Below are 21,688 nucleotides of genomic sequence, written 5' to 3'. Positions count from 1 at the left end.
CCGAATCCTTTTCTTAGCCTACGAATAACATGTCATGATTTGGATTGTCGAAAAATTCGAGTACCTTGCCACCACCACGGGTTACACATGAGAGTGGATCTTCTGCCACCACAACCGGCAGGCCGGTTTCTTTGGCCAGCAGCTTGTCTAGATTACGCAGCAATGCACCACCACCGGTTAACACGATACCGCGTTCAGCAATATCCGAAGAAAGCTCAGGAGGTGTGTGTTCTAGTGCTGATTTCACCGCAGACACAATGTTTTGCAAAGGATCTGAAATGGCTTGAGTCACTTCGTCTGAGTTAACCACAATCGCACGTGGTACACCTTCTGCAAGATTACGGCCACGAACTTCAATTTCAAGCGGTTTAGCACCTTCATCTGGCAAGGCCATGCCCACTTCTTTTTTGATCACTTCTGCCGTGGTTTCACCAATCACACAGCCATGCGCCTTACGCACATAGTTAATGATCTGCTCATCAAAGACATCACCGCCAATCCGTAAAGAATCTGCATAGACACAACCCTGCAGGGAAATGATCGCAATTTCAGTGGTACCACCACCGACATCGACCACCATTGAACCACAGGCCTGCTCAACTGGCATACCTGCACCAATGGCCGCTGCCATCGGTTCTTCGATTAAACGGACATCACGTGCACCAGCATTAAATACCGCTTCACGAATAGCACGACGTTCAACCAGCGTCGATTTACATGGTACACACACCACCACACGCGGTGCCGGAGTAAACAGACGGTTTTCATGTACTTTGCGAATGAACTGATTCAGCATGGTTTCAGTGACTTCAAAATCCGCAATCACCCCATCTTTCATGGGGCGGATTGCTGAGATATTGGCTGGGGTACGACCTAGCATTTGTTTCGCTTCAAGACCTACAGCGGCAACAATTTTATGTGAACCACTATGACGGATGGCTACAACCGTGGGTTCATTTAATATAATGCCTCGTCCTGGCGCATAAATAAGTGTATTTGCAGTACCTAAATCAATGGCAAGATCTGGCGAAAACAAGCCTATTAGTCGTTTTAGAATCACGGGGACGTTCTCAATTAAACTTTATATGGACGCAAGGTGGCAACTTTAACTAAATGTGATGATTTGGACAAGTCAATCGCTTATCATAACGCATGATAATTTGAATTTTTTTAATACTGATTAGGTAATATTATGTCTACATCGGATGCACAGCATTCTGCAGATTTAAGTGCAGAAACAGTTTCAGCCATTGCCCACCTTGCAAGGTTATCTCTCAATGATACGCAATCTGCTGAATATGCTCAAAGTTTAAATAAGATTTTAGGCATGATGGACACATTGAAAGGCATCAATACCGACGGAATTGAACCGCTGAAGAGCCCTTTCGACCATCCTCAGCCACTACGTGAAGATGTGGTCTCAGAAAGCAATCATCGCGAGCAATACCAAGCAGTTGCACCTGCTGTTCAGGATGGTCTATACCTCGTACCGCGCGTGATTGAGTAATTACTACCCAGTTCATTCTTTTTATTAAATTAAACGTAAAGAATTATTTCTCATGACAGATTTACATCGCTTATCCATTCGTGAACTCAGTGAAGGTCTGGCAAATGCCCAGTTTTCATCTCGCGAATTGACTGAACATTACTTAAAGCGTATTGCAAAAATTGATGCTCAAGTAAAATCATATGTAACCGTTACGCCTGAATTGGCATTGGCAGAAGCTGATGCGGCTGACACACTGCGTAAGGCAGGTGGTGCAAATGTGTTAACAGGCGTACCAATCGCGCATAAAGACATTTTCTGTACTCAAGGCATCAAAACCACTGCCGGTTCTAAAATACTGGACAATTTTATCTCTCCTTATGACGCCACCGTTGTCGCGAAAGGCAAAGCTGCGGGCCTGGTGACTTTGGGTAAAGTGAACATGGACGAATTCGCCATGGGTTCGACCTCTGAAAACTCATATTACGGCGCAACGGCTAACCCTTGGAATTTAAACCATGTTCCTGGCGGTTCTTCAGGTGGTTCAGCAGCAGCTGTTGCAGCGGATCTGGCACCCTTCGCTACCGGTACTGACACCGGTGGCTCTATTCGTCAACCTGCGTCATTCTGTGGCCTGACTGGACTTAAACCGACCTATGGCCGTGTGTCGCGCTTCGGTATGATTGCCTATGCATCATCCCTCGACCAAGGCGGCCCGATGGCACGCTCAGCGGAAGACTGTGCCTACCTGATGAACGTGATGGCCGGTCATGATGCCAAAGATTCAACGTCAATGAATCAAGTGGTTGATAACTATGTGGCGAACCTGAATGATACATCCGTCAAAGGTTTACGCATTGGTATTCCAAAACAGTACTTTAATGTTGCCGGCCTAGCTGAAGATGTTAAAGCACGTGTCGAAGAATCATTGAAAAAGTTAGAAGACATGGGCGCTACGCTAGTTGAGATCGACCTCAACATGACCGAAAGCTACGTTCCGACTTACTACCTGATCGCACCTGCTGAAGCATCCTCTAACTTACAACGCTTTGACGGTGTGCGTTATGGCTACCGCTGTGAAAATCCAGTGGACTTGATGGACTTGTACAAACGTTCACGTTCAGAAGGTTTTGGTGCAGAAGTGCAACGTCGTATCCTGATTGGCACATATGCGTTATCCGCGGGTTACTACGATGCATATTATGTGAAAGCACAAAAAGTACGTCGCCTGATCCAGCAAGATTTCCTTAAAGCCTTTGAATCTGTCGATGTGATTGCTGCGCCATCTGCGCCAACGACTGCCTATAAAATTGGTGCGGATTTGACTCCGGTTGAAATGTACCTAGGCGATATTTATACACTTGCAGTGAACCTGGCAGGTCTTCCTGCGATTAATGCGCCTGTTGGTTTTGACCAGAACAACTTGCCAGTTGGCTTACAGTTGATTGGGAATTACTGGTCAGAATCTCAATTGTTGTCTGTGGTACACCAGTATCAACAGGCCACCGATTGGCATACAAAACGCGCTGCAATTGCTGAGGAGAACGCATAATGGCTCAAGCTCAAAAATCGGCTAAACCAAAATCCAACCTGATTGATGGTTGGGAAGTCGTTATTGGTATCGAGATTCACACTCAGCTTGCCACCAATACCAAAATTTTTTCAGGTTCATCGACTGTTTTCGGTAATGATCCAAACACGCAAGCCAGCCTGGTTGATTTGGCTATGCCGGGCGTATTACCGGTATTAAACAAAGAAGTGGTTGATCTTGCGATTCGCTTTGGTTTGGGCATCGATGCTTACATCGATCAGGCGTCTGTATTTGCGCGTAAAAACTACTTCTATCCGGACTCTCCAAAAGGCTATCAGATCAGCCAGATGGACAACCCGATTGTGGGCTTGGGTCATATCGACATCCAGCTTGAAGATGGCACGGTTAAACGGATTGGCGTAACCCGTGCGCACCTTGAGGAAGATGCAGGTAAATCGATTCATGACCAGTTCGAAGGTATGTCAGGCATTGACTTGAACCGTGCCGGTACGCCGCTGCTTGAAATTGTTTCTGAACCAGATATGCGTTCGGTTGAAGAAGCGGTTGCTTATATTAAAGCGATTCATACGCTGGTGCGCTGGTTAGGCATTTCTGACGGCAACATGGCAGAAGGTTCGTTCCGTTGTGACTGTAACGTGTCTTTACGTCGTCCGGGTCAACCCTTCGGTACGCGTTGCGAATTGAAAAACCTGAACTCATTCCGTTTTATTGAACAAGCGATCAATGTTGAAATTGAACGTCAAATGGAAATTCTGGAATGGGACGGCACCATTGATCAGGAAACGCGTTTATTCGATCCTGTGAAGATGGAAACGCGTTCAATGCGTTCAAAAGAAGAAGCCAACGATTACCGTTACTTCCCTGACCCTGACTTGTTACCTGTGGTGATTGCGGATGAACAAATCGAAGCAATCAAAGCCACCATGCCTGAGCTGCCTGCGGCACGTCGTGCGCGTTTTGTGGCGGACTTTGGCGTGACTGAGTACGATGCTCACGTTCTAACGCTTACTCGTGAAATGTCAGAGTTTTATGAAGAAGTCGTTAAGGCTGCTGGTTGCGCTGCACAAGGTAAGATTGCGGCAAACTGGGTGATGGGCGAATTCTCAGGGGCTTTAAACAAAGCTGGTTTAGAATTGGCAGATTCTCCTGTATCTGCAGAAAAACTTGGTGGCATGATTGCACGTATTGTAGACAATACGATTAACGGTAAGATCGCGAAACAAGTGTTCGGCTTTATATGGGACGAAGGCAAAACTGCGGACGAGATTATTGCGGAAAAAGGCTTGAAACAGGAAACTGATACAGGCGCGATTGAAGCAATTATTAAAGACGTACTTGCTGCCAACGAGAAGATGGTTGAAGAGTTTAAATCTGGTAAAGAGAAAGCTTTCAACGGTCTTGTTGGTCAAGTGATGAAAGCCGCAAAAGGTAAAGCCAACCCTGCGCAAGTGAATGAATTGATGAAGAAATTGATTGGTTAACACATAAATCTTCAATACAATTAAGGGGCTATCAAAGCCCCTTAATTTTTTGGAAAAATTACAATGTATAAATCTTTAAGATATATTTTTTGGTTTATCAGTATTTTTTTCTTCTCTTTTTTTATCTATCAACTTTCAAAGTATAATTTTGATCTGATTTATTTTTTTGAAAAAAAGTATCAATATATTGCCTATATATTTGGTGCAATTGGTGGTCTTTTTGCAATTGAAAACTTTCATAGAAAAGAAGGACTTTCAATATTAGGTAATCTATCTACAACTCATTTTTTTGGAAAACCTGAAGATAGTTTTGATACATCATTTATAGATTTAACTTTAATAAATCGAAAAGATAAGCCAATAATAATATTTGATGTATATGTAAAAATTGGATCAAACACCTATATTCATTTAAAGCAAGCAACCAAAGAAGACCCTATTATCATTAAGGGATATGAATACTATTACGAAGAATTTAACGAAGCTTATTTCTATTCATCAGGTATAAATGCTTACTCCTTACGCTCAAGTAAACTCACTAACAAATACCAAATACATTTGCACACCTCGGAAGGGATTTATAAAGTTAAAAAACTAAAACCGCACAATGAGTTTTATAGGTTTTATAGCCGTCTTTTAAAACCTGAAAGACTAGAATTTAATGAAACAACAGTCCCATTAAATACAGCCTATATTCTTAATTTTTATGATCTAAAAGACAAATTACATTCAATTTATATTAAGAAAGAATACACTTGGATTCAAATTGAAAACTTTAAAATAGAATCAGCAGAAAAATTAGATCGAGAAAAGTTAGAGCAAGAGTTAAATATCGGTATAGAATCCAGAGCATTAGCAATAAAAAGTTTTCAAATTATTGATTTTCAGGAAAAATTAAATCAAAAGAGAGAAAAATTTCTACATTTTAAAAATGATTATAATCCTTTAAATATTAATACTTCTTTTGATAAAGGGAGCAAAAAACACATGACTTATGTCTATTACAAAAATAAATTTCAAAAAATCATATCCTCATTTAAAAAGATCAAAAAATAAATTTTATGATGTATCAAATTTTACTAATCCTTCTCCTTGCGAAGCGTCGCTTCTTACCTTTAAAAAGGGAGACTTTGTCTCTTATTCAATTTAATACGCGTGGTTCCCTCTCCTTTTTAAAGGAGAGGGTTATTATTTAATTTTCAAAAGTTTAAGAATACAATCAATCCAAACTCTTCACACCCAAAACAACATGACCATCAAAAAAGTATCCTCTATCGCCAAACTCGAAGACTTAGGGCGCATCCAACTGTCAAAGTCCTTCTTTATGCGTGATTTCCTCTATAGCGAAATCGCCAATTGGTACGGTGTACCCAACTTCCCCGACCATCCTGACATTGCCATCCGTACAGGCACAGAACTCTGTCAACAACTGCTCGAACCACTGCAAGCAAAGTTCGAGCGTATCGCTATTCGTTCTGCATACCGCTCGCCAAGCGTGAATCAACTCGGCAACGAAAAGGGACATAACTGCGCAAGTAATGAGAAAAACTTCGCTAGCCATATCTGGGACTATCCCGATACAAAAGGCTATGGTGCAACGGCGTGTATTGTGATTCCCTCGTTTTTAGAACTGTATGAAAAAGACCAAGCCAATTGGCAACAGCTTGCTTATTGGATTCACAATAATCTCAACTACAGCCATTTACAATTTTTCCCAAAACTCTGCGCTTTTAACATTGGTTGGCATGAACAGCCAGCTCGGGAAATTTATAGCTATATACAGCCCAAAGGCTATTTGTTGCGTGGGGAAGCTGTGAATAAAGAGTTTGAGAGGTTTTATCCTGCTTTGTTGTAGTTTGCCCTCACCCCAGCCCTCTCCCATAGGGATAGGGAGCAATCATTACTGATCATATAACAGCAACAATTTAATATTGGAAGTTCCCTCTCCTGAAAGGAGAGGGCTAGGGAGAGGTAAAAATGGCTTTTAAAATGAAGTGCAAGTGATGAGCATCCTCAGAATATATTCTGAGTGCTCAAGGGAGAGGTGATTAAAAAAACCAATTTACAATCCCAACTTATTCAACAAATCCGGTGTCAAAAAAGTCTGTGCCACACGATTTAAATCGATATAACGCAACACACCTTTGAGCTGATTATTAATTTCAGGATTCTTTAAAATTTCCTCTCCTGTGGTTTTACCTAAAGCCTGAAAACTATCGCCAACAGCCTGCAAACCTTCAGCCTGAATCACGGCTTTGGTCTGTGCTGAACATTGCTCCACTAAAATGCGCTGCAACACCGTCGCCAGATTCTTGTCTAATGCTTCCTTTTGAGTCGCAGTCACATTACTAAAAGCCTTTAAATCGGGATGATTGCCCAATGCCACAAATGTCCATTGCAACACCGTAGTTTTATCAGTGGCTGTAGTGGACTTCATCAAACAGTCACTCAGCTGATCGACCGTTGGGCCCGCCATCGTAACCTGTGCTGCTCCCAACAATGCTGCACCTAGAAAAAATGAACGAATACGAGAAGAACTTTTTAAACCCATCACCACTTCCTTTTAATATGACATCAGCATTTTGGCGCTGAAAATAGCTTCTTTGTATCATGTAAAAAGGAAATATACTGATAGAACTCTGTAAAACATGAACTGGATTTAAAATTAATTCAGATGAAAAATTTCATCCCATCATGCTATTCATTAGATGGTGATATTGATCGAGTAAACTTAGCGTTATTATTCAAATTCAAACAAAAAAATAATCATGATGACTGCAAACACCTTCAACAGCATCCTTCCTTGGAGACTGGTTGTGTTCTTTAGCTTGACCGTATTGTTATTGATCCATCCTGTTTTTCGAAGATGGATGTTCGAATCGCGCGACTTGCCCAGCAAACGCAGTCGGATCTCATCCTCTATATCCGACCTGATTGAACTGATTTTTTATCCCATCTTCTGGTGAATCAAAATCATCATACGGATTCTGGATTAAATGCGTTTAATTCAGTGCTTATTTGATCTGTCTCAACATATTCTTCGCACCACTATGATTATAGTTGTTAGACAGATTCTGTAGCACACGCTTGGCCTGAGCTTTAGCATTCGGGAAACGGTTGGCATAGGCCGGAATCCCGTTCAAACAGCGAGCAACCAGCATACCAGATTCGGTATAAACCCGAGTTCCCTCAGTCCCCTGCAATTTGCCATAATTGTAGGCACGCTGCGCATTATTGCAGGCATTATTCAGGTTCTTGCCACTATTAATATCACGGCGTGCTGCCACATAGAGCTTCATCTGCTGCTGTTGGGGTGTTTCTACCACTGAAGCTCTCACGGGGACTACCGTCGTCGCGATCTGTTTTTTATCTAGCTCTTTTCTTTCTAATTCCTTTCTCTCTAATTCTTTCCTTTCCTGCTCTTTACGCGCTGATTCTTTAAGTTCATTCGTGCTCTTCGTTACAGGCGTTTTTATCGATGCAGCGGTCTTTTTCTGGGTAGCAACAGTGTTCTTATTTGCAGCAAGGTAAAAGTTTCTTGCCTCAGTCGCACCCATCAACTTGGTCAGCAATCGAACGCTACGGTTCTGGCTGGTTTTATCGACCTGTCGTTCAGAAACCGGCTCGATCGAGACGATCCAGCTTTCAGCCAGGCCATCCATACGACACTGATAGGCGCCGCTGCCCTGTATCACACCTCGGTTTGTACTCAGGCGTTTACGTTGGGCAGGATCTGCCACGGCATTAAAATTACTTCTATACAATAGGGAAAATTTACCGCCTTGTTCATGACAATATTGCGTCAGGATCGAACGCGGATACATGGCCTGAGTGCTGTTATTTTTCTGTGCTTGCCCCCAAAGATAAATATAATCTTTTGCACTGCCATCACGTTGATTCAAAGCCCGCTTGGCGATTAGCTCTTCCGGACTGGCAAAAGGATGTAAAACCCCTGATTTCAGCCGACTCACGCTATTACATCCCGCCAAGCCTATTGCCCCTATTATTAGAATTATTACGTTTAGCTTCACAGCAAATATCTCAACCCCAGATTCCCGTATAACATAGCCTAAATATCAGCAAACAACAAACACAAGATATTGATAAGTATCAAATTTAAAAGATAAAAAGGAGGCACATCATTCACAACCCTATACATTATGCCAAGCCTCAGCCTATAAAAATTGAGATAAGCATCCTTCTGGCGCGTAGTTAAAGGATAAATAACAGCGGGATTGAATCAGAAATAAATAGAACACCACATAAAAAGCCGAAGAAAGATAGCAATCTTTCTTCGGCAGCTTATTCAGGATAACGGTACAGATCTTTATTATCATGTGTAAAAAATTACTTTTTACCCTCTATAGCATTGTCTGAACAAGATCAGCATCAGAATAATTTCCTCAACGTACACTTCTTATTTTTATACGTTAAACCGCTGGAAATTAAACTCCATCTTCGCTGGTCATTAAGATTCTAATCAGGAAAACCAGACCTGAATACCCCTATATTGGGATATTTTGCTCCTATTTGATCTGATCTAACCAACGGTCAGATCAAGCTTTTCGATTAGATATTAACGTCGATTTAGATATAAAAAGCCAAAGATAAAATCATTTGGCTTTTACAATCTAATGGGTAACTTAGAAAAAATTAATCCAGATGGGATTCAAATGCTTTTAAACGTTTATAGATCGACATCAGCTCAATAATGGTCGGCCACGATAAAATCAGATATTGGAAGGACTCACGTACTTTTCCAAATACATTCAGGATTTGCATCATCAAACCCAGGGTGATCGTTCCTACTGCAATACTCGGAAACAGGATAAATAATCCATAGATATTGTCTAACTGTAAGTACCAGATCCGGACTAGGTTGAAATAGGCATAGTGAAAATACAGACGGAAATAATTCCAGCGTACCCGGCTAAACAGTTCTTGCAGTGTCAGCGGATGAGCCCGATCAGCATGATCCTCTCCGTACACCAGTTCTTTACGGTAAGCAGCCTCGACTTTCTGGTTATTAAACTCCAGTCCTGGCAGTTTCATCCCGACCACCATCAAAATGACGGTACCCAATACGGCCCATCCAATAGAAGCCCACATTAAAGCATGCGGTATTTCTCCCACAATTGGCAGAACCTTTACATGACTTGAAAGCTGGTACAGGATAGGCAGAAACGCCATCAATAACATCAATGCTTCAATCAGGGAAACACTCAGCTGTTCCGTGGTTTTGGCAAAGCGCATGGTATCTTCCTGAATACGCTGGGATGCGCCTTCAATATGACGCAATTGTTCCCAATGTGCCGTGTAATAGTTATTCATCGCGGTACGCCAGCGGAACACATAATGGCTGACGAAAAACATATTCAATACGGCCAAAGTGACGTAAATCATGGCGATATAAATAAAGGTTAAAGCTTCTTGATAGAGAAGTGAAACATCTCCGCCACCGCTGCCTAGCATTTTCTGGATCTGGTCATAAAATGGGCTATACCATTCATTTAAAACGACATTGACCTGTACCCCAAACCAGATATTAAACAGGATAAAAGCCGAGCCCCAGACTGACCAACGCTGCCATGGATGTTGTGCTTTCCACGTCCAGAATAGAGCAAATATGGCAGTGGCAAGAAAAAACCAAAGGTAGAACCAGAGAAACTTGGCTGACCAGAAACGACTGATACCGATAGCGAGACTTTCCTCAGAATAGCCTTCAGGGAAACCCAAATAGACTCCCCATCCTGATCCGCCAGTATGCCAAAGCACAAGATTAAGGATAAACCACAAAATCAGGCTGCTAAAAAACCAGACGGGTTGCGGGAAAAATGACTTGAACATGCTGACCTAGTTCTCCTTCTATCTCTTGGTCATCCAAATGACGCCTAGTTTATTCTTATTTTAGACTTTTACTGTTATAAAGCATTAATTTTCAATTTAGTTTAAAAATAACATAGCGATGCATAGTCCCTTATAAAATTTATTTTTATAGATTTTCAAAACGTATTTTTCTCTTAATGAGTCTTTTTATTCTTGATCAGCCTATCTAAAGCTCCAGAGGCAATCAGGCACATGAATCATCAAGTTTTTGCCTTATGTATTTTTAAATCCTGTACATCAGTACGGCCTATCTGTTTTATTACAAACGAATATAGCTTCTTAAGGTTCTATAAATAGAATAAAATCAAATACTCAATAATGGTTTTATAGATGTTTAGATAAAAGGTTTTGCTACTACTGAAGTGAACAAATCATTGACCCAGTTCTCATTTTTCGCAGAAATAGTTAAATTTTCAAAAATCATGCTATGATTTAACTCTCGAAAAGTAATCTTATTTTGGAATAAAACTATGGAAAGTTCGGTAATTGAATTACTTAAACCATTGACCTTAGAAAAGGAAAATTGCACCCCGATTATTTTTGAGGCAGGCACTGTTTTGAAAGTGGTCATGCAGACTCCCACCAGTCTTTTGGTCAGTAATGATGATGACTTTAACTTCACAATTCCTTTAAAAGATGAAAATGAGCTGTGGAGAGAGCTCTAAGCACTTTCTCCATTTTGAACAGACGGGTTGTATCTGTGCCAGCTGCTGAATTGATATGATACGGCCCTCAACTAAGCTTCCTTTTGAATGTAAGTTATCGTTATTTTATTCCCTTCTTAAAATTCATTTCTCTTCTTTTCTGAGAAGTCCTTAGCAGTCTAAGCGGGATATGATTCGTACAAAAAACAACTTTATAGTTGAAAATCCACCTATTTTTTGGCCTGGACTAAATAATTTTCACCCGTTTTTCCCTTTTTATGTAAGTTCCAGTACTTAAAGGATCTTCTTTCCTTACACACCTTTTCTTTAGCTTAACTTCATCTAAGCTCAACGTCTTGATTTTGAAACCTGAATATTCTAGCTATTTATGACCAGTAAATTAAAAAAACCTCAGTCTATATGAGTGACTTTTTATACCAAATGATAAAATTAAAAATCTAATAATGAGAAAAATTTAAATCTGTAAAACTAATTTAAAAAATCCTTAAACATCGTCAAATTTTTATATCCGATCTAAAGAAAATTATAGAGCAATAAGTTCTTATCCTGTAACACTCTAATAGCCCCCATATCTTCATGACCTTTTATATATTTAAAAAATAATAATTTTCAACAGCTTGTCTTCTATTTTTTCACTCCAAGAATAGGGTTAATTATTTTCATCCAAAAAATTCATTTTAAATAAAATCAACTTATATTATCTACATTTAAAATAAATCAAATTTTAAAAATAAAATACTAAATTATAGCGATTAAAATTTTAAACAACTCAAGCAATCACATTGAATATTATGGCTTAAATAAAAAATAATCCTAAATAAAAATAAATTAATAAAAAACAGTCAGAGCATTATCTTTAAAATTTATTAAGAATAATATCTTTTACATGAAAAATATTTCCAAATTTTACAAAGTAACTGTACTTGTTAAAAATGTTTCTTTTCTGCACTTAAATCCAGTCTATTAAATGAAATATGCTATATATTTGTTAGATTAAAAATTAATCAGGCAGTTTTAAAATTTAAATTAATTTTATTTCAAATACTTAGGTAGAGTTTATGTCCGCTCAACACTCTGGTCAAGATGCAGAAGATTCACTTATAGTGCCTTCTCCTCTATTAGCTCAAGTGATTTTAACTCAACTCAATCCAGTTATTTATTCTCATAAGCTTATTTTATTTCTTGATATTGATGGAACTATTTCCGAATTCCATCCTGATCCAACAAAAAATATAATTAAAGATGAAACCTTAAATACCTTGAAAGAGCTACAACAATATATTGAGTTGGTATTAATCACTGGTCGTTCTATTGCACAAGCTCAAAAACTTATTTATCCCTTTGACTGGAATATTGCCGGCTCACATGGTCTGGAATTAAACTATCAATCGCGTTTAAGTCATTTAATTGATTTAAATTCTGAGCAATTTGAATTATTAAAAAATTATATTACTGAACATAGCGCTCAGCTTGCTCAGATTCGAATAGAAAAGAAAGACTATTCGGTCGCACTGCATTTTCGTGAACATCCACATTTAGAAGATCTGGTGCATACATTTGCATTGGATTGTCTGACCCACTTTCAAGCATTTGAACTGAAGGCCGGGAAGTTTGTATTTGAGCTGGTACCCAAAGGTGCAAACAAAGGTTCAGCCATTCAACACATTCACCAGCAAGCTCATTTAAGTGATCATTACCCTATTTTTATCGGTGATGACCTGACCGATGAAGCTGGCTTTCAGGTGATTAATAGCTTAAAAGGCTGCTCCATTAAAGTCGGCACGGGCAACACCGTAGCACAACATCGGCTCGAAAACGTAACACAAGTACAAGCTTTTTTAACGGAGCTTTTAGCATTATTTAAAGCACAACAACAACAATTATTGGAGAAATCACATGTCAAAACTCATTGTGTTATCAAATCGTGTGAATCTACCTAACCCAGACAATACACAGGCAGGTGGATTAGCGGTGGCATTGCAGGATGCTTTGCAGGATATTGGCGGCATTTGGGTCGGCTGGAATGGTTCCAGAGTCGATCATGGCAAAGAGCAGAAGTTTCAAATCCTCAAACATCAGAATGTTGAATATCATACGAGTCCTTTGACTGAGCCCCAATATCAGGGGTTTTATTGTGGTTTTGCCAATAATGCCTTATGGCCGCTGATGCATGATCAGCATCAACTTGTGGATTATCAGCCACAGGATTTCAAAACCTATAAAGATGTCAATTTACGCTTTGCCAAGCATCTGAAACAGGTCGCCTCTCCCCATGACATCATCTGGATTCATGATTACCATTTTTTAAGTGTGGCGCATTACTGTCGGAAACTGGGTATGCGTAACCGTATTGGTTTCTTCCTGCATATTCCTTTTCCTGAACTGAAACTCTGGCAGACTTTACCAGCCTATCAGGATCTGGCGCATCATCTGGCTCATTTTGATGTACTCGGATTTCAAACCCCACGCGATCAGAAAAACTGTATCCAGTTTCTGGAACAGACCTTAAAAATCAAGCATCGTCATGATGAAATCCTGAATTATCAGTCAAGACGGATTTATGTGAAATGCTATCCAATTGGCGTGCATCCAGTTCAACTGCAAAATCAGGCGGCTGATAGCCAGCTTAGCAAATTGCCTTTTGATCTCGAGACAGTCCGTCCTTATAAACGTATTATTTCGGTCGACCGGATTGATTATAGTAAGGGTTTACTGGAGAAAATCGGATCCTTGCAAAGCTTGCTGGAAGATCAGCCCGAATTTAAACATCAGTTTCAGCAACTGCAAATTGCCTGCCCATGCCGACTGGATGTCAAAACCTATAAAAACCTGTATGAGCAATTCCAGTCTGCCGTGCAGGAACTCAATACCCAGCATGGCACAGCAGACTGGCAACCTTTCGATTGCAGTTATGAAACCTTAGGTCATGAAGCCTTAATGCAACTGTATCGTAAGGCAGATATTTGCTGGGTAAATTCGATCCGGGATGGTATGAATCTGGTGGCGAAAGAATATATTGCGGCGCAGAATCCACTCGATCCGGGTGTTTTGATTCTGTCTAAATATGCCGGTGCTGCTGAACAAATGAAAGAAGCCTTACTGGTCGATCCTTATGAGCATGACAGTATGTCCAAAGCCTTGAAAAAAGCGCTGCGCATGTCTAAATCGGAGCGTTTAGAACGTTATCGTTATTTAAGCCAAGGCTTGAAAAACTTCGATATTATTCGCTGGCGAGATCAATTTATCACTGACTTGAAAAAATCACAGAGTGTACGAATCTATCGTCCGGTGGCTAGCGGAATTTCCACCCAGTTCAGTGTGCATGCTTAAATACACACCTGAAAAAAACACCAGCATTATGCTGGTGTTTCGTTTTGTAGCGGAGAAATAAGCTCTTCGGCCGCTTGTGCATCTTTTGGATCTGCAGTCAGATGATTCAAAATCACAATACTGAATAGACCTATCGCAATCACACTAAACACCAGACTCAAGCCAATAATTTCACTGCCGAAACCGACCAATGCCGGTCCGATCAGTGAACCTGTGTATGCAAATACCGATACATAGGATAATGCCACATGTGAAGCCAAGGTTTTTTGACGGCCTGCACGTGAAAACATTAACGGTACAATATTAGCACTGCCCAGACCGAGAATGGCATAGCCCAGCAACACTACTTGCCAGACTGGTGCAAAGACCACAGTCAATAAACCGGTTGCAGCCAAAATTGCACTCAGTAGAATGGTATTTTTTTCACCAAACTGTTGAATAATGAGATGTCCGCTGAAACGACCCAATACCATCAAGGCCGCAAAGAAGCTATAAGCCAAACCAGTTTGAGCCGCTGGCAAATTGAACTGGCTGGCAAGATAAATCCCGCTCCAGTCCATCGCTGCGCCTTCGGACAGGAACGCCACAAAACAGATCAAACCGATGCCTAGAATCGCCCAGGTGGGTGCTGCTTTTGTCGCTGACTGTTCTGATGAGGAGGTTTCCTCTAGCACTGTTTTTGGCTCAATCCCCAAGCTAAAAGGAATAGCCAATATTGCAATCAATAGCAAAATCGCACTGACAATAACTGCGCCAGTTAAAGGCGCTAGACCGAATCCCATTAACGTGGTCATTCCCAGCACACCGGCCAGACCACCGAGGCTACATACGCCATGGAAACCCGACATTAAACTTTTAGCAAGTTTTTTCTCAACCTGTGCGGCCTGAATATTGACTGTCACCCCCAAAGCACCAGCACTGGCCCCAAAGAAAAACAGGCTGATCGCCATCATCAAATGATTCGGGCTATACGCCAAAGCAGGCAAGATAAACAAAAATGCTGTTAACACCACAGCCAGAACAGCACGGCAACCTAATGTATTGGCGAGTCGGCCTGCCAGTGGCATCGCCAGCATGGATCCAATTCCGGCACAGAGTAATAACAGACCAAAGTCTGCATGATTGAGTAACAGGCGCTGCTGTGCATAGGGAATTAAAGGTGCCCAAGCTGCGGTACTAAAACCCAAGCTAAAGAAGCACAATGCAGTCGCTATTTTCTGCCATAGATGGGGTGATGGAGACTGAATTCGAGAAAGCAGAGTTTGATTAAACATTGTATTACCTAAAAAGAAGGCTCAGGCATCCATTACCGATCATCCATAGAAAAACCCCACTGACTTATAGCTGAAATGTATAAGTAGGTGGGGCTTAATTTGCGTGAATTATAAACAGAATAATTTTAAATGGAATAGCTTTTAGGCGCTAATTTCAAGATTTTTTACAAGTGGCTGATTGTATAAAATTTATAATTTTGTAATTTTATTTGCATAGGCTGATCGGTTTTTCAGCGGCTTGTTTAAGCTCCAGATTTTGCAGAAAATGTGCAAAACCGGCTGCAATTTTTGAGCTAAGCCGACTGCTGGTGGTCACTCTGAGCTGATTCGACCAGATAATCTTTGCCCCGACATGTTCTAGGCGATGGATGAAATCGACATCTTCATGACAGTCCAGTTGCTGAAAGCCGTTTACCTGTAGATAAGACGCGGCTTTAAAACATAGATTTGCCCCATGAATATGACGGTGATCCATCTTGTCCTGATAATGACTCAGATAAGTCTGACGGGCTAATGTGCTTAAATGCCCCCATTCATCCAGATCGACCACCCCACAAATCACATCCGCCGGTTGGTGCTGCAACATGACCTGAAACCAGTCACGCTGTACAAAAGAATCGGCATCGGTACAACAAATCCAGTCACAACCCTGCTCGATCATGTGCTGAACGCCCAAATGACGTGCCTTTCCTACATTTTTAAAATGACAACTGATCGTCTGAATTCCCGACTGCTGAACTTTGCTTGCAGTAGAATCGGTGCAACTGTCTAAAACCACCAGAATCTTGATCTCGGGCAGAACTGCTAATTTTCCCACATGCTGAAAGAAGTAAAGTCGTGCAGATTTTAATGCCTTCAGGCAACGTTCGATATAGGCTTCTTCATTACAGGCCGGAATCACCACCGCAATTTTCTTCATTTCAAGCCCTCCTGCTCAGCTACGGATTGCGCAGAATTCAGCCACAGATCGACCAGAAAGTCTGAATCCTGTACGCTGAGATTATGCTTATATTTTAACTGGGCTTTTAATTGTCGATGTACCTCTTCACCATTTAAGCTAAATCCTGCAATCGGCGCGCGCCAATGACAACTCAAGATACATCCACCCGGTTCCAGTGCAGTATGCAACCATGCCAGCACCTGTTGCAGTGCAATCGGGTTCAGATAATATAGAATCTCACTGATCACAATGAGCTGAAATTTCTGTTGCGGCAAGTGATCTGGCACAATCTGCTGTAGTACCTGTACATGCGGATAAGCATGTAAACGCTGCCGAGCCAATTGAATAGCAGTTTCGTTGGCATCCAGACACATTAAAGTTGCTGTTCGCTGCGCCAGTTCCTGACTGAAGATGCCATTACTACAACCAATTTCAATCGCGGAGTCAAACTGCAAACGCGGCAAGACCGCCAGACAAATCTGCCGTTTGCGCTGTTCATACCAGCGTTGTTCATAGTGCCAGGGATCTCCCTGATTCAGTGCATATAAGGCATCAAAATATTCCTGATCATAGGCTGCTTTACTGTTCATACAGATACACCTCCCAGGGTTGTAAAATACGCTGTAATGCCTGCTCTGGCAGAATGGGTGCCTGTTCTATGCTAGGGTCAAGCTCGATCTGACTCTTAAAACACCGCGCAGCTCGAGACTTATAGTGCAATTCTCGATCAGTCAATTTGAGTTGATGAGCGACGATCCAGGGAATTCTGGTATCTCCAGGTGTGGCCCAATGCCAGGCCCAAATCAGGACCTGAATACAGGATAAGTGCCGTTCGGTTGCCAGCTGTTGGGTGACCTGCCCTGTAATTTCATGATCTGGATGTCCATCATGCACAAAGGTGGTAATGAGCACATCATTGGGCTGCAAATAAGATTGCAAATGCTGTTTCAGCAGTTCTCGCTGTTCTGCGACCTGGCCATCCTGAATATCCAGCGCAATCCGCAGAATATTCTGCTTCAATGCTAACTCTTCCAAAGCTGCTCGCGTTTCAGCAGGACGAATCTGGTTCAACTCTTCCGGGTTATACAAAATCGAGTCTGGATGGCTGGCGGTACCATTGGTAACGGCAAAAAGTACAATCTGATATCCCAATGTGTCCAGACGCTGAATCAGACCACCACAACCCAAAATTTCATCATCCGGATGCGGGGCAATAATGCAGACTCGGGCATCTGATGGAATAATGCTGGGAATATCGAATTCCGGCATCTGTTGCAAAATCTGGCAAGAGCGCCATTCTTCAAGCCGTGTACCTTCGCCATGGATGACACGGTCTTCGACAATCTCGTGTCTTATAATGTCCATAACTCTTCCTCCTGCACACTCAATTCACCAATCCGTTCCAGATCAAAGGCGGCATGGCTCTGACGAATAAATACCGGCAGATCGGCTGCAAGTCGGGCAAAATGTGGCTGCTCACAATACGGCGCAGCACCAAGGGCCTTACCCACCTGAGTCAGCACGTTTAAAGCGGTTGCTTCAACCTGAGCACGCAAGGCCTGAATCTGTAATTGATGGGGAAATTTAGGCTGCTGATCAATTAAATCTGCGACTTGATAAAACAAAGCCTGTGTCGCTAAAAGCTCCCGACTGCTTTCACCAAGATACATGGCCTTATAGGCATGCGGTTTTAACAAGACAGCCTGTTTTAAATATTCAGCCAAACGCACGGTTGCACCATACCAGCATGCAGCCACGCCGGCGGCGCCATGCCAGAAGCCCGCCCGATCCAGATAGGCATTCGGCACTGCAACTTTTTTAGCATCGACCTGATTCAGTTCAAGCCGGGCAGTCAAGGTATGCTGCATGCCTACCGCCTGCCAAGTGTCCATATGATGCTGAATGCCTGCTTGTTGCAGATCAAGAATCAGCAACTGTGATCGTTGCTGCTCATCACGATAAGTCAGCAGACCATATTGCACCCAGACCGAGGCAGAACACCAAGGCTTTATTCCTGTAAGTTTTCCAGCGTCTAATATTAAAGGGCTTGGCCCGCCTTCTGCCGCCCAGACTGCCCATAGACCTTTTTGCTCTAGCGGAATATTCAGTTCATGCAAAATGGCCAAGGCATCTAGATGTGATTCAAACAGTTTGCCCAGACTCAGATTGCTTGCGGAAACCTGACTAAGCATCCGCCAGCGTTTTAAGGTGTTTCCAGAAGCGGGATAAGGAATCTGATCGGAAATCGATACCAGTTCCATTAGGGTCTTAGGAATTTTTTCTTCTAGCTCCAGCGGAGAATTTTCAAATCTTTGTAATATTGAACCGAGGCTCATGCAGGCTCTTCCTCATAAAGATACGGCACTGTTGTTATGTTCTAAAGTCAGTTAATGGGAAAGTTTTCGCATTTGTTTTAACCGTGTGGTCAGGCCTAATACCTTACGGCGTGCCATGATTTCTTCTTCATTGAAACAAAGTTGCTGCATCAGTTCAGCTAAAGGCAAATGGTTATGCTCAATGAGATAGATGTCCTGTTCTCGGTTCCATTTGGCTTGCTGTACCTGTGCCAATAACTTTTTGGCATCCGGTCTCACCATATTATTTATCCATTTTGAAACCAGAAGGATAGAAGCCAAGGCTCCTATCCTTTAGTGGTTTAGGCAGGAATGCTTTCTGCAACCAGTTCACGCGCCCAGACACGATGGTTCATGATCAAAGTCTTGAAGCTGTCTTGTACCGCGTCAAACTGTTCATGCGCCAAAGTCCCTTCATCCCTGATCAGGCGCAGATCTTCAATCAGCTTGGCTTTATCGCCCAGGAAGATAATCGGTTTCAGGTGCTTATACGCTTCCAGCAGATAATGAGTCGCCACACCATCTTTCATCACCACATCATAATTATCACCATCAGTAATCACCACGGCATCATAGGCAATCGATGGCTCGGCTTTTTGCATACCGTCAGAAGGAATTACCTCGCCTTGCTGACCCAGTACCGGACCCGGTTTCGGGGTCAGTACATCGACCACAGCACCCTCTGATTCTGCCCAGGCTTGAACGGCTTTGATACTGGCCTCATTGGCTTTATCATGTACCAGTAGCGCGATTTTCCGTGCCTGAATATCTTCGGGTTTAAAGGCCTCGAAAGATAAACGCGGTGAAACCTGTACCTCTGGCAATGTTGCCGCTTTTTTCTCTGCCGGAATTTCAATGCCCAATTGATCCGCGACTTGTTGTGCCAAGTCCAAGTCGATGTTACACAGCACTTCCAGTACTTCACGCTCACGAATATATTTGCGTTCTACCTTGCTCAGTTCGAAGACATAGGCATCGACAATATGTTTTTGCTCATGGGGTGCCTGGCTGCGATAGAAAAGACGAGGCTGACTAAAATGATCACTAAAAGATTCACTGCGCTGACGGATCTTGTGACCATCAATACGTTCCTGATAGCTTTCAAAACCACCATCTTGTGCTGCTGGCGGAGCTTCAGCCGGCCAGTGATCATCAATCGAGTTTGGTTCATAACTGGCTTGACCGGTATGTACAATACGCTGATGTAACCCGTCACGCTGATTATTGTGGAACGGACAAACCGGCTTGTTGATCGGAATCTGGTGGAAATTTGGACCACCTAAACGGCTGAGCTGGGTATCGGTATAGGAGAACAGACGTGCTTGTAATAAGGGATCATTGGTAAAATCTAGTCCCGGCACAATATGTCCCGGACAGAATGCTACCTGCTCGGTTTCACCAAAGAAATAATCGACATTACGGTTCAGCACCATTCTGCCAATCGGCGTCACCGGCACAAGTTCTTCCGGAATAATTTTGGTTGGATCCAGCAAATCGAAATCATATTTCATTTCATCTTCTTCTGGAACGACCTGTACACCGAGCTCCCATTCTGGATAATTCCCGGATGCAATCGCTTCGTATAAGTCACGACGATGGAAATCCGGGTCTTTACCCGCCAGTTTTTGTGCTTCATCCCAGACCAGTTGGGCGAGACCCTGTTTTGGCGTCCAGTGAAATTTCACAAAAACCGCTTTATTTTCGGCATTGATCAACCGGAAGCTATGCACCCCAAAGCCTTGAATGGCTCTTAAATTACGCGGAATACCCCGATCTGACATGGCCCACATCACCGCATGCGCTGATTCAGGCACTAAAGAAACAAAATCCCAGAACGTATCATGTGCTGATGCACCGGTTGGAATTTCAGTTTGTGGCTCAGGCTTCACCGCATGTACAAAATCCGGGAACTTGATCCCGTCCTGAATAAAGAATACCGGCGCATCATTCGCCACCAGGTCAAAATTACCTTCTTCAGTATAGAATTTGGTCGCAAAACCACGAATATCGCGTACAGTATCTGCCGAACCACGCGGCCCCTGTACCGTAGAAAAACGTACAAATACCGGCGTTTGTACACTGGTATTGGTCAGAAAGCCTGCTTTGGTCAGTTTTTCATTGCCTGGATAAGCTTCAAAAAAACCATGTGCACCGACACCACGCGCATGCACAATACGCTCCGGAATACGTTCGTGGTCAAAATGGGTGATCTTTTCACGCAGAATAAAATCTTCCATTAAGGTCGCACCACGAACACCTGCTTTAAGACTGTTCTGGTTATCTGAGATTTTAACGCCCTGATTGGTGGTGAGCGTCTGCTCGGTTGCATCGCTACGATATACGTCAAGCTGCTCACTCTTTTTATTGGTATTTTGCTTATCTAAACCATTTTTGCCTGTGGCTGGACTATTCGCCTTAATTTTCATGATGTTTTCCTTGCTGAGATTGAGTTTAGTGCAGATATTTTTGTCTATCTCAAAGTCGCTTGAGCTTTATGTCTCGCATGGGTTGGCCAATAACATGATTCCCGCAAACCCAATTGCTACAGCCCATGCTGTCTCAAGTCAGCACTTCATCTCAGTGTTCTGTCTCGAAGGATTTTGCTTTCTGGGATATTGTTATTGACTGCGCCTGTGTCCTAACATAACTGCATTTAGGAAAGAGGTTTATTATTCTTTGTTGTGCCTTGTTTAATTAAGGCAGCGTTGTGTTATTTTTTT

At 42.3% G+C, this 21,688-nt stretch carries 19 protein-coding genes; 7 read left to right on the top strand and 12 right to left on the bottom strand.

What is annotated here, in order from left to right:
* Positions 1-13: 13 nt before the first annotated feature.
* Positions 14-1,060 (bottom strand): rod shape-determining protein, encoded by a 1,047-nt coding sequence (locus tag FTT73_RS13055; RefSeq protein WP_004279360.1) that lies wholly within the window; start codon positions 1,058-1,060, stop codon positions 14-16.
* Between the two features lie 132 nt (positions 1,061-1,192).
* On the opposite strand from FTT73_RS13055, the gene gatC reads away from it, so the two are divergent.
* From gatC to FTT73_RS13030, 5 genes are all read left to right on the top strand, one after another.
* Positions 1,193-1,507, top strand: coding sequence for an Asp-tRNA(Asn)/Glu-tRNA(Gln) amidotransferase subunit GatC (gene gatC, locus FTT73_RS13050; RefSeq protein ID WP_005096170.1), 315 nt, complete (start codon positions 1,193-1,195; stop codon positions 1,505-1,507).
* Between the two features lie 52 nt (positions 1,508-1,559).
* Complete coding sequence (gatA, locus tag FTT73_RS13045; protein WP_180191542.1) at positions 1,560-3,038, top strand: Asp-tRNA(Asn)/Glu-tRNA(Gln) amidotransferase subunit GatA; 1,479 nt, start codon at positions 1,560-1,562, stop codon at positions 3,036-3,038.
* A complete protein-coding gene (gene gatB / locus FTT73_RS13040) occupies positions 3,038-4,519 on the top strand; it encodes an Asp-tRNA(Asn)/Glu-tRNA(Gln) amidotransferase subunit GatB (RefSeq protein ID WP_180191541.1) in 1,482 nt (493 codons plus the stop codon). The genes gatA and gatB overlap by 1 nt, the downstream gene beginning before the upstream one ends.
* Positions 4,520-4,582: 63 nt before the next feature.
* Positions 4,583-5,575 carry a hypothetical protein gene (locus tag FTT73_RS13035; protein WP_180077132.1) on the top strand — a complete coding sequence of 331 codons (993 nt, stop codon included), beginning with the start codon at positions 4,583-4,585 and terminating at the stop codon, positions 5,573-5,575.
* A 193-nt stretch (positions 5,576-5,768) separates the two neighbouring features.
* The gene (locus tag FTT73_RS13030; protein ID WP_180077130.1) at positions 5,769-6,374 is read left to right on the top strand and encodes a hypothetical protein; all 606 of its coding nucleotides are present in this window, start codon (positions 5,769-5,771) and stop codon (positions 6,372-6,374) included.
* A 207-nt stretch (positions 6,375-6,581) separates the two neighbouring features.
* On the opposite strand, the gene FTT73_RS13025 is transcribed toward FTT73_RS13030, so the two are convergent.
* From FTT73_RS13025 to FTT73_RS16195, 4 genes are all read right to left on the bottom strand, one after another.
* Positions 6,582-7,070 carry a hypothetical protein gene (locus FTT73_RS13025; protein WP_005172120.1) on the bottom strand — a complete coding sequence of 163 codons (489 nt, stop codon included), beginning with the start codon at positions 7,068-7,070 and terminating at the stop codon, positions 6,582-6,584.
* Positions 7,071-7,533: 463 nt separating this feature from the next.
* Positions 7,534-8,490 carry a hypothetical protein gene (locus tag FTT73_RS13020; RefSeq protein WP_180077128.1) on the bottom strand — a complete coding sequence of 319 codons (957 nt, stop codon included), beginning with the start codon at positions 8,488-8,490 and terminating at the stop codon, positions 7,534-7,536.
* Positions 8,491-9,172: 682 nt separating this feature from the next.
* Entirely contained in the window at positions 9,173-10,366 is a 1,194-nt protein-coding gene (gene sbmA / locus FTT73_RS13015) for a peptide antibiotic transporter SbmA (protein ID WP_180077126.1), read from the bottom strand.
* A 373-nt stretch (positions 10,367-10,739) separates the two neighbouring features.
* Entirely contained in the window at positions 10,740-10,976 is a 237-nt protein-coding gene (locus FTT73_RS16195; RefSeq protein ID WP_171255728.1) for a hypothetical protein, read from the bottom strand.
* Between the two features lie 1,152 nt (positions 10,977-12,128).
* Here FTT73_RS16195 and otsB point away from each other — a divergent pair.
* Together otsB and FTT73_RS13000 are read left to right on the top strand one after the other, a co-directional pair.
* Complete coding sequence (otsB, locus tag FTT73_RS13005) at positions 12,129-13,010, top strand: trehalose-phosphatase (RefSeq protein WP_100357582.1); 882 nt, start codon at positions 12,129-12,131, stop codon at positions 13,008-13,010.
* Complete coding sequence (locus FTT73_RS13000) at positions 12,967-14,400, top strand: trehalose-6-phosphate synthase (RefSeq protein ID WP_005096146.1); 1,434 nt, start codon at positions 12,967-12,969, stop codon at positions 14,398-14,400. The genes otsB and FTT73_RS13000 overlap by 44 nt, the downstream gene beginning before the upstream one ends.
* A 26-nt stretch (positions 14,401-14,426) precedes the next feature.
* Here FTT73_RS13000 and FTT73_RS12995 read toward each other — a convergent pair whose 3' ends face one another.
* From FTT73_RS12995 to katE, 7 genes are all read right to left on the bottom strand, one after another.
* A complete protein-coding gene (locus FTT73_RS12995) occupies positions 14,427-15,674 on the bottom strand; it encodes an MFS transporter (RefSeq protein WP_100534449.1) in 1,248 nt (415 codons plus the stop codon).
* A gap of 205 nt (positions 15,675-15,879) precedes the next feature.
* Positions 15,880-16,593 (bottom strand): glycosyltransferase family 2 protein, encoded by a 714-nt coding sequence (locus FTT73_RS12990; RefSeq protein ID WP_005172136.1) that lies wholly within the window; start codon positions 16,591-16,593, stop codon positions 15,880-15,882.
* A complete protein-coding gene (locus tag FTT73_RS12985; protein ID WP_180191540.1) occupies positions 16,590-17,204 on the bottom strand; it encodes a class I SAM-dependent methyltransferase in 615 nt (204 codons plus the stop codon). Before FTT73_RS12985 ends, FTT73_RS12990 begins: the two co-directional genes overlap by 4 nt.
* Positions 17,194-17,979: a PIG-L deacetylase family protein gene (locus FTT73_RS12980; RefSeq protein WP_180077122.1), complete on the bottom strand. Its 786-nt coding sequence runs from the start codon at positions 17,977-17,979 to the stop codon at positions 17,194-17,196. The genes FTT73_RS12985 and FTT73_RS12980 overlap by 11 nt, the downstream gene beginning before the upstream one ends.
* The gene (locus tag FTT73_RS12975) at positions 17,967-18,950 is read right to left on the bottom strand and encodes an acyl-CoA dehydrogenase (RefSeq protein ID WP_180077120.1); all 984 of its coding nucleotides are present in this window, start codon (positions 18,948-18,950) and stop codon (positions 17,967-17,969) included. The genes FTT73_RS12980 and FTT73_RS12975 overlap by 13 nt, the downstream gene beginning before the upstream one ends.
* Before the next feature lie 51 nt (positions 18,951-19,001).
* A complete protein-coding gene (locus FTT73_RS12970; RefSeq protein ID WP_005096139.1) occupies positions 19,002-19,211 on the bottom strand; it encodes a hypothetical protein in 210 nt (69 codons plus the stop codon).
* Positions 19,212-19,270: 59 nt separating this feature from the next.
* Entirely contained in the window at positions 19,271-21,394 is a 2,124-nt protein-coding gene (katE, locus tag FTT73_RS12965; RefSeq protein ID WP_180077118.1) for a catalase HPII, read from the bottom strand.
* Between the last annotated feature and the right edge of the window lie 294 nt (positions 21,395-21,688).

Origin of the sequence: Acinetobacter sp. YH01006, from assembly GCF_013420445.1 — a bacterium.
Classification (GTDB): domain Bacteria; phylum Pseudomonadota; class Gammaproteobacteria; order Pseudomonadales; family Moraxellaceae; genus Acinetobacter; species Acinetobacter pseudolwoffii.
The sequence above is the reverse complement of the archived record's forward strand: the minus strand, read 5'-3'. Positions and strand labels throughout refer to the sequence as shown.